The sequence below is a fragment of the Heliomicrobium sulfidophilum genome, assembly GCF_057715735.1.
In genome coordinates this window covers 394,316-408,401 of sequence record NZ_JBVTZZ010000005.1, presented here as the reverse complement: position 1 = coordinate 408,401, position 14,086 = coordinate 394,316, and the positions used below count along the sequence as shown (strand labels likewise).

The following is a 14,086-nucleotide window of genomic DNA, read 5'->3' as shown; positions in this document are numbered from 1 at the left end:
CGGTGCCGGTCGTCGTCGCACCCTGTGCGGGTGCGTGGATTGAAACTCTTATGCCAATAGCGATTGCCCCATTAGGTACCGTCGCACCCTGTGCGGGTGCGTGGATTGAAACCAGCGGGTCACCATAGACGGCCGCGGCGGCATCCTCGTCGCACCCTGTGCGGGTGCGTGGATTGAAACGGACTTCAAGCTCGCCAAGGAAGGCGCCGATGACGTCGCACCCTGTGCGGGTGCGTGGATTGAAACAGAAATTGGGCGTGGAGAGTGTCGCCCAGGCTCGTCGCACCCTGTGCGGGTGCGTGGATTGAAACCTCCGGCTCCGGCTGCTGGCCGGAATGTCTCCGCGTCGCACCCTGTGCGGGTGCGTGGATTGAAACACTGATCTTGTGCCGACCGTTATCCCATAAGACCGTCGCACCCTGTGCGGGTGCGTGGATTGAAACACTCCCATCCCGATCATAGTGGCCACTGTCTCGAGTCGCACCCTGTGCGGGTGCGTGGATTGAAACACCGGCTGGCCGCCGCCGGTTACATCAAGATTGAGTCGCACCCTGTGCGGGTGCGTGGATTGAAACGGTCTTTCGCTGGATGATACACCGGATCGTCAGAAAAGTCGCACCCTGTGCGGGTGCGTGGATTGAAACTTTAACTTTCTCATTTTATCCTCCCCCGTCCGTGTCGCACCCTGTGCGGGTGCGTGGATTGAAACATCAGGCAGCACCGGTGGATCAACGAGGGTATACGTCGCACCCTGTGCGGGTGCGTGGATTGAAACTTTCCAGACGGCCTATCATGGCCGATGCTTCCCGTCGCACCCTGTGCGGGTGCGTGGATTGAAACTTTTTAGGGTAGAGGTTTGTAAACCTTTCCGCGTCGTCGCACCCTGTGCGGGTGCGTGGATTGAAACGAGTGCTGCGTTCCCGTTTTTTTCGTTAGTGGCCGTCGCACCCTGTGCGGGTGCGTGGATTGAAACGCTGGTTTGCATCTTTATTATACCAAATGGTACAGTCGCACCCTGTGCGGGTGCGTGGATTGAAACAGATCGGGGCGGAGTTTCAGAAATTGGGCGTGGAGAGTCGCACCCTGTGCGGGTGCGTGGATTGAAACGAAAACAGCGAGCCGGAACCGGTCGGTGCTCCTCGTCGCACCCTGTGCGGGTGCGTGGATTGAAACAGATCGGGGCGGAGTTTCAGAAATTGGGCGTGGAGTCGCACCCTGTGCGGGTGCGTGGATTGAAACCCTCCGGGGGTTCCCCCCGGCCCCCCTGCCCGGGTCGCACCCTGTGCGGGTGCGTGGATTGAAACAGGAAACCGGCCTCCAGGCGCTTGAGGTCGTTTGTCGCACCCTGTGCGGGTGCGTGGATTGAAACTTGCTCATCGTTACAAATAGTTAAGCCAACCGCAACGTCGCACCCTGTGCGGGTGCGTGGATTGAAACGCTCCTCCTGGCAAAAGAGGAAGCAGTCGCCCTCAAGCGTCGCACCCTGTGCGGGTGCGTGGATTGAAACCATGCTGGACAAGTGGGGCTTGTCCGTGTGGTGGGTCGCACCCTGTGCGGGTGCGTGGATTGAAACATCAGTTTGTTCCCCATGTCGCACCCTGTGCGGGTGCGTGGATTGAAACTTAAATCTTTTGACTGCCCAACATACGCAACTGATGTCGCACCCTGTGCGGGTGCGTGGATTGAAACCCATCCATTGTAGTCCGTCTTGGCCAGATTCAAGTCGCACCCTGTGCGGGTGCGTGGATTGAAACATGCCGGCCTCGATCAGGCTTTTTTCGGTGTGGCGTCGCACCCTGTGCGGGTGCGTGGATTGAAACTCACCGCATCGTTTTTGATTTGAAATACCCTTTGGTCGCACCCTGTGCGGGTGCGTGGATTGAAACCTGGCCCGGTTCCCGCAGCACAAGGACGCCACAAGTCGCACCCTGTGCGGGTGCGTGGATTGAAACCATCGAGGATAGTGCGGGTTGGTAAGTCGCTCTCAAGTCGCACCCTGTGCGGGTGCGTGGATTGAAACGATGAGGTGGAGGCGCAGGGCGTACTGCATCCAGCGCGTCGCACCCTGTGCGGGTGCGTGGATTGAAACTGGTTCATCCTTGGTGTGTTCCTTGATGAGCTCTGTCGCACCCTGTGCGGGTGCGTGGATTGAAACATGTAGAGGTTGCGGGACCGTTGGCGCAGGGTGTCGTCGCACCCTGTGCGGGTGCGTGGATTGAAACCAAAATACTCACCCTTTATTGTGGGTTTGGCCCGGTCGCACCCTGTGCGGGTGCGTGGATTGAAACGACCATGCCTTTTGGATGACCGGATCAGAGAAAAAGTCGCACCCTGTGCGGGTGCGTGGATTGAAACACTGACGGTATCCACCTTGTCGCCGGCCTCCTCGTCGCACCCTGTGCGGGTGCGTGGATTGAAACCCGGTTGGTGGCGGTGCATCCGCCCATATGGGTGCAGTCGCACCCTGTGCGGGTGCGTGGATTGAAACTGATCAGCGAATCCGGTATCGCGTTTCCGATAGCGTCGCACCCTGTGCGGGTGCGTGGATTGAAACTATGTGGGCGCCGGCCAGGGATATCGCAGTCGCCCGTCGCACCCTGTGCGGGTGCGTGGATTGAAACAACTGTGCCGACGATGCGCTTTTCCGCGTCAGACGTCGCACCCTGTGCGGGTGCGTGGATTGAAACTTGCCGAATACAGCCTCTGCGGCCTCTAGCAGGCGTCGCACCCTGTGCGGGTGCGTGGATTGAAACAGCGGGATGTGGTTGTCGCGCTCGACCATGGATAGTCGCACCCTGTGCGGGTGCGTGGATTGAAACCATCGCTTTTGCGTCGATTCCGGCATTTCCGGCGCGTCGCACCCTGTGCGGGTGCGTGGATTGAAACTATTTCGAGGTGCTTTACTCCAATTGCTTCGGTGTCGCACCCTGTGCGGGTGCGTGGATTGAAACGATAATTACATCAGGCTGAATAATACCGTGTTTGTCGCACCCTGTGCGGGTGCGTGGATTGAAACTTGCCAGATGGTGTATTTGACGAGGCCCAGGTTGGCGTCGCACCCTGTGCGGGTGCGTGGATTGAAACATGCAGCCTTTTCGTGCAATCAGCCACCCTCTAGTGTCGCACCCTGTGCGGGTGCGTGGATTGAAACTCTTTCATACCGTCACACATTCGAGCGCCGCTGGCCAGTCGCACCCTGTGCGGGTGCGTGGATTGAAACCTGATGTCGCTGCCTATATCGAAACCGTCCGACCGGTCGCACCCTGTGCGGGTGCGTGGATTGAAACTTGACCGCCAGCGTCTCTTTGTCCTGGTTGAACCGTCGCACCCTGTGCGGGTGCGTGGATTGAAACATCTTGGCTACGGCTGCTCTCACCCTTGCCTGTTGTCGCACCCTGTGCGGGTGCGTGGATTGAAACGATACTGTATCGGTAACCCTATTCCTCCGCCCACGTCGCACCCTGTGCGGGTGCGTGGATTGAAACAAACCAGGTCGAACCGTCTTTGACCTCGGTGAAAAGTCGCACCCTGTGCGGGTGCGTGGATTGAAACGGTCGCTACGTCCCATGTGCCATCGCCTTTTGACAGTCGCACCCTGTGCGGGTGCGTGGATTGAAACCGCCATCTTCGTGCCAAGTTTATAGCCAATTTCGCGTCGCACCCTGTGCGGGTGCGTGGATTGAAACCACATTGGCCGGGATGTAGCGCGTCTCATCGTCGTCGCACCCTGTGCGGGTGCGTGGATTGAAACCCCCTTGGCCGAATCGTACCACAAAAAAAAGTTAGTCGCACCCTGTGCGGGTGCGTGGATTGAAACGTCGTGAAATTCGTCTTTGAATTTCGGTCCCCACGTCGCACCCTGTGCGGGTGCGTGGATTGAAACGGTTGGATCGGGGTGGAAAGCGTATCCGCAGTAGGTCGCACCCTGTGCGGGTGCGTGGATTGAAACATTTGACCAGACACAAGCAGCGCCTTCTCGGTCGTCGCACCCTGTGCGGGTGCGTGGATTGAAACGTCAGCTTGGCTTTCTTGATCCGCATGGCTTCGGCGTCGCACCCTGTGCGGGTGCGTGGATTGAAACAACCAGATCTGGTCCGGCGCCCTTGGCCTGGCCGTCGTCGCACCCTGTGCGGGTGCGTGGATTGAAACGGACTTGTTACGGTGGCCGGGCAGGACTATCAGATGTCGCACCCTGTGCGGGTGCGTGGATTGAAACGTCCAGTTCGTAGCGCCAGTCGGTGATGTCGCCAGGTCGCACCCTGTGCGGGTGCGTGGATTGAAACTCTCGTACTGACGGAAAAACTCAGGCGACAGTGACGTCGCACCCTGTGCGGGTGCGTGGATTGAAACAGGGATGGGCGGAGGTAGGGGCGGGCGGGGATGCGGTCGCACCCTGTGCGGGTGCGTGGATTGAAACCAAGGCAATCACCCCCTATTTCACCGACCTCGCTCGTCGCACCCTGTGCGGGTGCGTGGATTGAAACGTTGGATCGGGGATTTCTTCGAGGATACGAAGGCGTCGCACCCTGTGCGGGTGCGTGGATTGAAACTTGTGCGCACCCATACGTCGTACTGCTGCCCTGGGTCGCACCCTGTGCGGGTGCGTGGATTGAAACGGAATATCTAGTAGTAACGCGCCAGATTCTGACCGTCGCACCCTGTGCGGGTGCGTGGATTGAAACTGTCGCCAATATCCAGTTTAGCGACGATCTGAATGTCGCACCCTGTGCGGGTGCGTGGATTGAAACATCATCGACCGGGGCGGCGACTGGCTGCGCGTTGGTCGCACCCTGTGCGGGTGCGTGGATTGAAACTCGTGTTTGGGAAAAAATCGGTGCTCCGTTATGCGTCGCACCCTGTGCGGGTGCGTGGATTGAAACACCTCTCGCGGCCAGGGAAAATCCGATGTCGCCGCGTCGCACCCTGTGCGGGTGCGTGGATTGAAACGACCAATCGTGACTCTTGGAGGCTGACCAGCACCGTCGCACCCTGTGCGGGTGCGTGGATTGAAACGGCACGGAAATAGAGCAGCCTGCCGGTATCTTGTGTCGCACCCTGTGCGGGTGCGTGGATTGAAACATTTTACATTCCCCTTTCATTCGTCGCAGGTGATGTCGCACCCTGTGCGGGTGCGTGGATTGAAACATTCTTCGCGTGATATGTTTTTCGATGCGCTTCCGTCGCACCCTGTGCGGGTGCGTGGATTGAAACACAAAAACACCTCCAGTTTGTAACGTCGATAAGCGGTCGCACCCTGTGCGGGTGCGTGGATTGAAACAAAGGCGAAGTTGCCTACAGCCGCGACATCTACCCGTCGCACCCTGTGCGGGTGCGTGGATTGAAACCATCATGCAACCCTCCGAACATCGTCGGCGCTGAGTCGCACCCTGTGCGGGTGCGTGGATTGAAACGGAGATGAGCGTCAACCCTGGTACGGGAAAGCTGGAGTCGCACCCTGTGCGGGTGCGTGGATTGAAACCATATAAGCCGGATAGTAAAATGCCGTTTAATAAAGTCGCACCCTGTGCGGGTGCGTGGATTGAAACTTCGTCAACCTCTATGATGGTGCCGTCTAGCATGTCGCACCCTGTGCGGGTGCGTGGATTGAAACTCGGTCATGATGCCCAGCGCCGTCGCTAGTTCCTGTCGCACCCTGTGCGGGTGCGTGGATTGAAACTCAAACTCTCGATATTCGTGTTCCCTGTATTCAAGTCGCACCCTGTGCGGGTGCGTGGATTGAAACTGCCGCCGCGCTACATGGATATTGCCAAGCCAGCGTCGCACCCTGTGCGGGTGCGTGGATTGAAACAGGCAGATCACGGCGAATCTCGATGACGGGCTTGCCGTCGCACCCTGTGCGGGTGCGTGGATTGAAACAATGATACTCACTTCGTCCGGCCCAAGCCGAACCTGTCGCACCCTGTGCGGGTGCGTGGATTGAAACGCCCCACTTCTTTCTCGGTGTTCCGTCGTGGTAAAGTCGCACCCTGTGCGGGTGCGTGGATTGAAACGGGTGCGGCGGCAATGAGGTGGTTTCCGGTAAAGGGTCGCACCCTGTGCGGGTGCGTGGATTGAAACCATTCCTACCTTTATTTTCGGTCCAACACCTCATAGTCGCACCCTGTGCGGGTGCGTGGATTGAAACCATTTCCCCGGCCCACTCCCGCCGGCCGCCGGACGTCGCACCCTGTGCGGGTGCGTGGATTGAAACGCCTCCCGAGACGTGATGGAAATCGAGAGAAACGGTCGCACCCTGTGCGGGTGCGTGGATTGAAACTGTGCCGCCGGTAGCCAGCCGAGCGCCGAGTTGACCGTCGCACCCTGTGCGGGTGCGTGGATTGAAACAGGCCGTTGCGGAATCTGGCGTTGGCAGGAACCTCGAAGCTTTCTCCCGCTTCGAAGACGACCCAATCTTCCCGACCGGGGAGGAGCGCTGCTAGTTTGCCGCCCAGGACTTCCATAATCTCTTTTTCTGCCGTTCCGAACTCATATTCACCGGGCATGATGATCCCGAGGGTTTTCCGCTCTCCATCGGGAAAAATGATCGTTCGGCTGCTTACTTTTCCGTTGAAGTAGATATTCGCTTTTTTTACGACAGTGACACCGGTAAATCTGTCCATGCGTGACCTCCCGTTTATTTCATCGCCTATACACTACTACAAGCGTAAGCATACATCAATAACGACAGCGTCTGCTGTAGAATTTTTTTATTCGTTCCTTTTATCAAATGACGGAACATGGCTGGTAAATTATCCGTTTTTTGTTGAATGCCGATTTCAGGAATAGTATGATGGTTCTAGAGCGATACAAACGGCTAGTGTTCCAGAAGGAAGGTGGACTTTGTGGAAGAACAGAATTTCATTGACGAACGTGTGCATGATTACTACTGGGTCGATGACTTAATTATGCGACGACTACCCTAATAATCTTGCGGAAATGTTTGATGTGGCGTTGCATCCCCAAGTCATCGATTCCGCAGTCGGTCTGCATAGTGCAGGAACCTTTGGCGCCCAGTGCGCAAGCGTCTGAGCGGGAATCAACCTCAGGATTTAGGCAGGGAGTGCAAGCTTCAAAGCTGCGGGGTAAAGTAAATACATTGAATGAAAATCTAAGAAGCGAAGGAGGATGCCTGCATGACGCCTGAAGAGAGAACCCAACGGATCCATCAGTATCGGGAAGGCATTACACTGATCCAGGATGCCCTGGAAGGGGTTTCTGAAGCGGAATTGGATTATCAACCTGCGCCGGGGCGTTGGACGATTCGCCAGATCGTTCATCACTTGGCCGACAGCGAGATCAACAGCGGCATTCGTCTCCGGCGTTTGTTGGCAGAAGAGTCGCCGGACATCATCGGTTATGATCAGGATCACTATGCAATCGCCTTGCGCTATGATCGGCGTCCGATCGAATCATCCTTGGAACTCTACAAGTGGGTGCGGATGACGACGCTGGAGATCCTCGAATTCATGGACGAGGGACAGTGGAACCGAAAAGGGAACCATTCCGAAATCGGAGAGTACTCGGCGACACTGTGGTTGCAGTTGTACGCCGATCATGGTATCAACCATGCCCACCAAATTCGAGCCAACCGGGAAGCCTATGCGAGGGCAACGAAGTAAATTTAGGAACGCAGTCCTACGAATGATACCTGCATGATCTTGGCCATATATGGTAAAATTATCTTGGCGAGAAGCTATGTGTAAAGGCTTTGTCTGATGAGGAGGAACGAAATGGACGCGAGTAAAATTGTCTGCGGATGCAAAAAGGTCATTTACGGAGACTTGCAAGATGCCATCGCCAAGGGCGCCAAATCCTTTGAAGAAGTACAGTCTGCCACAAAGGTGAGCACCGGTTGCAAAAAATGCACGGACCATGTGAAATCCATGGTGAGCGACCTATTGGCTCGATAGAACGTAAATGGAATGGTCCAACTGCTGGGTAAAGGGCGATGGGGTGTATTTGACAAAGTAATCGCCATTCGTAAAATTTCAAACGGCCAGATTGCGCTTACACTGACTGGAATTGCAGGGGGAATGAAGAACAAAAAAGCCCGCCAACTAAGGCGGGCTTTTTGGATCTAGTGAAGTTTACCAGCGATTGCTGCGGGGTTGGGGCTGGAAGCAGTCGCGGCAGTAGACGGGCTTATCGCCACGAGGCTGGAAAGGAACGGTGGTTTCCTTGCCGCAGGAAGAGCAGGTGACCGGGAACATTTCGCGCTCTTGGCGATAGCCGCCGCGGCTGTTGTTGTTTTGGGCTTTGCGAGCGGCGCGGCACTGGGGGCAGCGGCCAGGTTCGTTGGTGAAACCTTTTTCCGCGTAGAACTCTTGTTCAGAAGCGGTAAACTCGAACTCGCAACCACACTCTTTGCAGGCTAACACTTTGTCTTGAAACATGAAAAAACCCTCCTCATAATTTGCCCTGTCTAGGGATATCCGTCAAACCTCCCTAGCCACAGGCAATCGAGAAGAGTAGCGTTTCACCATATCAGGACTATACACGTAGTATACAGGATAAGCCGGTTATTTACAAGTGCCTCGTCATATTATTTTCAAAGAACTAAGCCAATTCTAGATTGCTCTCATGGGGAAAACAAGAAAGCCCGCCGTTACAAGGCAGGCTTCCTCATGGGCATAGGGCAGGACATTTATTTACGGACATCGTAAATGATGTTTCTATTTGTTTTCTGTTACTTGATCACTTCACCGGTAAGGGCGTCGATCTGGAACGGCGCAAAATCGCGTGTCAATCGGTACTGGAGTTTGGCTTTAGGCGCCCGCTGATTGTAATATTCGGGCCAATCATACACCAGTTCGGGAGTACACTGCTTCATGACGATCTCTTTGGCCTGAGCGATCGGCATCGCTTTCGAAGGGGCAGGGTATTCGGAAAAAGGCGATTCCATCACGAAATAGTGAGAGACTTTTCCGGTGCTTTTGTTGATCGCAACGTTGAGATAGGACGAGTAGTCCCGTAAGCCTTGTCGATTGATGTGGCAAGCGAAGTAATAATCTCTGCTCTGTGCTAGCAAGCCTTGAGGCAGTTTGTTGCGGTCAACCCATTCCGGCATGGGGGAATCCTGGACTAGGGTTACGCTAAGATCGTAATCGCCTTTTGGCAGAACTGATTCTAAAAACTCACGCACCTGTGCCTTCGCCTGATGCTCCGTCACTTTTGTTCCTTCAGGATTCCTTTCCATATCAGAAACGGCGTGGAGGCCGGTGACCGCTCCGGTTGTTCCGTTAACAGTTAGGTTGTAGGCAACGTTGACTCCGCCTTCCACTTCGTTGTTCGGCTGTACCTTATGCCGCCAGCGGTATTCCTGCATCTTCTCTGCTCCGGGGCGGCTGTGCCAGTCTTCGCTCTCCAGTTCCAACCCGGTCATGTCGATCCCAGTGATCTTCCTCAGCCAGGCAGCGGCGTCTTTTCCGTTTTTGATGACGAAATCACTCTTGCCTTTTAACTGCCAACGTTCCTGCGCCGGTTCCGGGTTGGACTGGGGGGTTCCTGTCTCGGCGTCGATGGGAAGCGTTTCGACCCAGTACACTAAACGAGCCTTTTTACTGGAAGGCTCAACACCTGGGACGGGGGGAGCGTATACCAGCCGAAGCTTGACTGCCTGCTCAACCGCCGGCTGCAGTGTTTCCTTTGGGACGACGTCTGCAGGAGCGGGGAACACCGACGGGGGCAGATCTTTCGGTTCCGTATTTTTGGCTTGAAAGACCTGTCCGTCGTTGTCGATGCTGATCGACCAAGCGCTGTTCATCAGGGGGATGTCATTGACGTTCCGGCGAAAGCGGACCGTCATATAGCGATGCACCCGCTCGTCATTGGCCTGTATGTACACCATCTGATCAGGCGCCGCCTCCATGAGGTGGTACTGGTCAAGCCGGTCTCTGGCAGCGATTTTTAAGAATGCGACAGCCTTTTCAATGGACGCTTCCTTCGAGGGGAGCGGTTTTTGCGACGAATCTGCCTTCGGCTCATCGAAGTTGGGGAATAGGTTGCGGTTGAAACTGATCAGTTGGCCTGTTTCACCATCGAAGGTAAGGTGAGAAAAGTTATTTCCGTTTGGCTCTTCCAGATGGATGGTCCAATCCGCTTTACGGCCGGAAACGCCCCAACTCATCTGTTCTTCACTGTACAGTTGGAGTTGCTTGCTGGAGACCCTTAGCTTGGACAGATCAGGGTTGGATGCCACTAATGCCTTCAAAACTTGATCGCTGCGGAGGACGACCTCCGGGGTGGGCAGCATCAGATAGTCCACGGCTGACGGCGAAGCGCTCCCGTCTCCAGTTGCAGAGAACACATCGGCAGAAGCGCTCAGGGGAAGCAAGGCTTGTCCCAGGAGCAATGCCAAAGAGAGACTGACGATGGCTTTTTTCGACGATAGAGAGGCGGTGCGACTCGGCGGCAAAAGCATCACAAAATAACCTCCTCACTGATTCGTGGAGATGACAGCGGATGTTGCTTTAACTGTTGACGGAAATGTTATTTTTCTTAGGCGTACCAAGAAAATATTCCCTGTAAATCAAAAAATTCCTCCTTAGCGTCTAAAGATCAACATAATCCCTTTCGCTCGGCGAGTATCCGGTAGCACAACAAGGGTTCCTGTTTCGATGAACAGGTGGGGTTCATAGATTAACATAAATTTAACATTACTCCCAGGAACAATTCCCCAGGAATCTACTATTATCCGGTTTTTGTTTCCGCTATAATATATATGGTGTGCGTCGAGCAAAGAAGCTCTTCTTCAGCAAGGTTGAGGCGGCTTCTTTTTTTTGTGTCCAAGTTAGGAGGTATGTCCGTGTTTGAAAGCGGTATCGTCAAAGGTTGCTTCAACGAGATGTTCTTTGACGACTATCAGATCCGGCCCTGTTATGAAAGGGTCTTTGCTCATTTCTCCGGCCTGCGATCATCGGCGCTGGAAGAGCAGAGCCGGAAGGCCCGGCGGATGTTTAACCGTCTCGGTGTGACCTTTACGGTCTACCAGGACTCGGCCAACCTCGAACGGACACTGCCTTTTGACATCCTGCCCCGCTTGATCCCGATGGACGAGTGGTCCTTCTTGGAGCGGGGCGTTCGCCAGCGTGTGCGAGCGCTGAACCTGTTTTTGCGCGACATCTACCATGAGCAGGAGATCCTCCATGAGGGGATCGTTCCCCGCGAGTTGGTGGTGACCCATCCCGATTACTGCTGGGCCATGGTTGGCACCAAAGTGCCTTTCGGCCAGTACGTCACCTTGGCGGGCATCGACATCATCCGCGACCCGGCAGGGCAGTATCTGGTGCTGGAAGACAACCTGCGCGTGCCCTCGGGGATCAGCTATATTTTCGAAAACCGGCAGATGATGCAGCGGCTCTTTCCCGACATGTGCCGCAAGTACCGCATCCGGCCAATCCTGCCGGCCCTCAGCTTTTTCGCCCGCTACCTGCGCTCTTTGTCGCCTAGGCAGACGTCGAACCCGACGGTGGTGCTCCTGACGCCGGGCAAGTACAACTCGGCCTACTATGACCATGTGTTCCTCTCCCAGCAGTTAGGGATCCACCTGGTTGAAGGGAAGGACCTGCTGACGCTGAACAACCGGGTCTTCATGCGAACCGTGGAGGGGCTGAAGCAGGTTGACGTGATCTACCGGCGCATCGACGACGCCTTCCTTGACCCCCTCGTCTTTCGTTCCGATTCGGTGCTGGGCGTTCCGGGGCTGATGAGCGCCTATCGGGCGGGCCAGGTGGCTCTGGTCAACGCCCCTGGGGCAGGGGTGGCTGACGATAAGGCCATCTACGCCTATGTGCCGCAGATGATCCGCTACTACCTGAACGAGGAGCCGATCCTGCAGAACGTGCCCACCTACCTGCTCCACGATCCGGAGCAACGGGGCCATGTCCTGGCCAATCTGGACAAAATGGTGGTCAAAAAGACGACCGGCGCCGGCGGTTACGGGATGCTGATCGGACCGAAGGCGTCGCCGGCGGAGATCGAGGACTTCGCCCGGGCTATCGTGAAAGATCCGAAGGAATACATCGCCCAGCCGACGATCAACCTGTCCCAGAGTCCATCCCTGGTCAACGGGCGTTTTGAAGGCCGCCACATCGACCTGCGCCCCTTTGTCATCGGCGGGGAGCAGGTGATCCCCGGCGGGCTGACGCGAGTGGCCTTGCGCAAAGGCTCCCTCGTCGTCAATTCCTCCCAGGGCGGCGGCAGCAAGGACACCTGGGTCGTCCAGTTGGATGGACAGGAGCAAGCAGAGGAAAGGGAGTGCCGGATCGTATGCTGAGTTGTCGCCATGCCGACAGCTTGATCTGGTTGAGTCGATTTATCGAGCGAGCCGAGAACAACGCACGCATTCTGGAAGTGAATTTTGTGCGGCCCTTCTCCGGTGAAACCGCCTCCTGGGAGCCCCTGGTGGCGGTGACGGGAAATGTCGTCGACTTCCATCGCCTCTATGATGAGGCGAATGCCGCCTCTGTCTTCGATTTTCTCGCTTTTAGCGAAGCCAACCCGAACTCCATCGTCGCCTGCGCCACCCAAGCCCGGGAAAACGCCCTGGCGGTGCGGGAACGGCTGCCCAATGAGCTCTATGAGGTGGTCAACCGCTTTCACCTCACCCTCCGCGCCTGCGCCCACCGCGTCGGCGAGAACGTCGTCTATCCTTTTCTCGATCTGGTGAAGCGGCAGTCGATGATCTTTCAGGGGTTGATCGAGGCCATCCTCCCCCACGGGGAGGATGGCGCCTTCCTCCGCATCGGCCGTTATCTGGAGCGGATCGACAAGACGGCGCGCATCCTGGACGTGGTCCATTATTACCCCAACGCCTCCGATGAGGAACTCTGGCTGCGGGTGCTCTCTTCGGTCAGCGCCTATGAGGCCTACCGACGCGCCGGGGGCGGGCGGGTGACTCCGCAGGATGTGACGACCTTTCTGGTCCATGATGGCGACTTCCCGCGTTCCTTGGCCTTTTGCGCTGACCAGGCTTTGCTGGCGGCCCAGCGCGCCTTTACGGGCGTCGGCCAGATTCCCGAGTCGGTGCGCCTTCTGGAACAGTTGGACCGGCGCCTTCGCTATACGACGATGGACGAGATTGAGGCCCAGGGCCTGCACTCCTTTTTGCAGGCAGTCCTGCAAGAGAACAACCGGATCGGGGAGGCCGTCCAGCGCGACCTCTTCGTCGAGGAGGATTCTGCTTGACGCGACTTCGCATCTTCCACCGCACCCATTACCACTATTCCTGCCCAGTGACGGAAGGGGTCAGTGAGACACGGCTGATGCCGTTCACCGATTACCGCCAAAGGTTGCTTTCCTTTGAACTGTATACATCCCCCCTGGGCGCGGTTCAGGAGGATCGGGACGCTTTTGGCAACACCTTTCAGACGATGTGGTTTCCTGAAGCCCATGTGGAATTGATCATCGAGGCCCGATCACTCGTGGAGACAGGGCTGCCCCTCAAAAGGGAAGAGGGACAAAGGGGCGGTTTGGCGCTGGAGAACATAAGGGATCTTCGTGCCGGTAAAAGGAGCGCCTGCATCGGCAGCGGCAAAGGGTCTTCTTGTAGAGCTTCATTGACCCGAAGCCACGCCGAATGGCTGATGGAGACGGACTACTGCCTCTTTCTCCCAGAGGTCAAGGATCTGGCCGGGGATTTTCACGTGCAGGAAGGCGGCTGGCCGGAAGTCCTCCGCCTCGCAGAAGCGATTTACCAGCGCTATGAGTACCGGAAAAACGCGACAGAGGTGGATTCGTCGATCCGGGAGATCCTGCGTAACGGCGTCGGCGTCTGCCAGGACTTCAGCCACCTGATGGCGGCGGCGCTGCGGTTGGGCGGCGTCCCTGCCCGCTATGTGAGCGGCTACATCCCCTGTGGCGGCTATCTGCGGGGGGAGAGCGCCTCCCACGCCTGGGTGGAGGCCTGGCTGCCGGAGCAAGGGTGGGTGGGTGTCGACCCCACCAACAACTGCCCCGCCGGACCGCACCATGTCAAGATCGCTCATGGCCGCGACTACGCCGACATCGTCCCTGTCAAAGGCGTCTACCGGGGCAAAGCGGAGCAGACGTTGCAGGTCTCTGTGGACGTGCAAGTGATCCAATAAAG

The 14,086-nt window shown here is 56.7% G+C and carries 7 protein-coding genes, 1 pseudogene and 2 CRISPR repeat arrays (1 of these 10 only partly in view); of the genes and pseudogenes, 5 read left to right on the top strand and 3 right to left on the bottom strand.

Annotation, left to right across the window (positions count from 1 at the left end):
* Positions 1–1,507: a CRISPR direct-repeat array (repeat unit 32 nt; unit sequence GTCGCACCCTGTGCGGGTGCGTGGATTGAAAC) (it extends 1,595 nt beyond the left edge of the window).
* A gap of 82 nt (positions 1,508–1,589) precedes the next feature.
* Positions 1,590–6,345: a CRISPR direct-repeat array (repeat unit 32 nt; unit sequence GTCGCACCCTGTGCGGGTGCGTGGATTGAAAC).
* Positions 6,346–6,356: 11 nt separating this feature from the next.
* A pseudogene (gene ppnP, locus AC0CW1_RS07695) lies at positions 6,357–6,620 on the bottom strand (pyrimidine/purine nucleoside phosphorylase); the annotation flags it as partial.
* A 513-nt stretch (positions 6,621–7,133) separates the two neighbouring features.
* Between ppnP and AC0CW1_RS07690 the strand changes: the two are divergent.
* Positions 7,134–7,619, top strand: coding sequence for a DinB family protein (locus AC0CW1_RS07690; protein WP_488182480.1), 486 nt, complete (start codon positions 7,134–7,136; stop codon positions 7,617–7,619).
* Positions 7,620–7,730: 111 nt separating this feature from the next.
* Positions 7,731–7,910, top strand: coding sequence for a (2Fe-2S)-binding protein (locus AC0CW1_RS07685; protein WP_488182479.1), 180 nt, complete (start codon positions 7,731–7,733; stop codon positions 7,908–7,910).
* A gap of 177 nt (positions 7,911–8,087) precedes the next feature.
* Here AC0CW1_RS07685 and AC0CW1_RS07680 read toward each other — a convergent pair whose 3' ends face one another.
* Both AC0CW1_RS07680 and AC0CW1_RS07675 read right to left on the bottom strand, forming a co-directional pair.
* Entirely contained in the window at positions 8,088–8,393 is a 306-nt protein-coding gene (locus tag AC0CW1_RS07680; protein WP_488182478.1) for a zinc-ribbon domain containing protein, read from the bottom strand.
* A gap of 293 nt (positions 8,394–8,686) precedes the next feature.
* Complete coding sequence (locus tag AC0CW1_RS07675) at positions 8,687–10,420, bottom strand: YcdB/YcdC domain-containing protein (RefSeq protein WP_488182477.1); 1,734 nt, start codon at positions 10,418–10,420, stop codon at positions 8,687–8,689.
* A 384-nt stretch (positions 10,421–10,804) separates the two neighbouring features.
* Here AC0CW1_RS07675 and AC0CW1_RS07670 point away from each other — a divergent pair, with 384 nt between their 5' ends.
* Genes AC0CW1_RS07670 through AC0CW1_RS07660 form a run of 3 tightly spaced genes read left to right on the top strand, consistent with a single transcriptional unit; the run spans position 10,805 to position 14,084 of the window.
* Entirely contained in the window at positions 10,805–12,274 is a 1,470-nt protein-coding gene (locus tag AC0CW1_RS07670) for a circularly permuted type 2 ATP-grasp protein (protein WP_488182476.1), read from the top strand.
* Positions 12,268–13,185, top strand: a complete 918-nt coding sequence (locus AC0CW1_RS07665; RefSeq protein WP_488182475.1) for an alpha-E domain-containing protein — start codon at positions 12,268–12,270, stop codon at positions 13,183–13,185. Before AC0CW1_RS07670 ends, AC0CW1_RS07665 begins: the two co-directional genes overlap by 7 nt.
* Positions 13,182–14,084, top strand: coding sequence for a transglutaminase family protein (locus tag AC0CW1_RS07660; protein WP_488182474.1), 903 nt, complete (start codon positions 13,182–13,184; stop codon positions 14,082–14,084). The genes AC0CW1_RS07665 and AC0CW1_RS07660 overlap by 4 nt, the downstream gene beginning before the upstream one ends.
* The last annotated feature ends 2 nt before the right edge of the window (positions 14,085–14,086 follow it).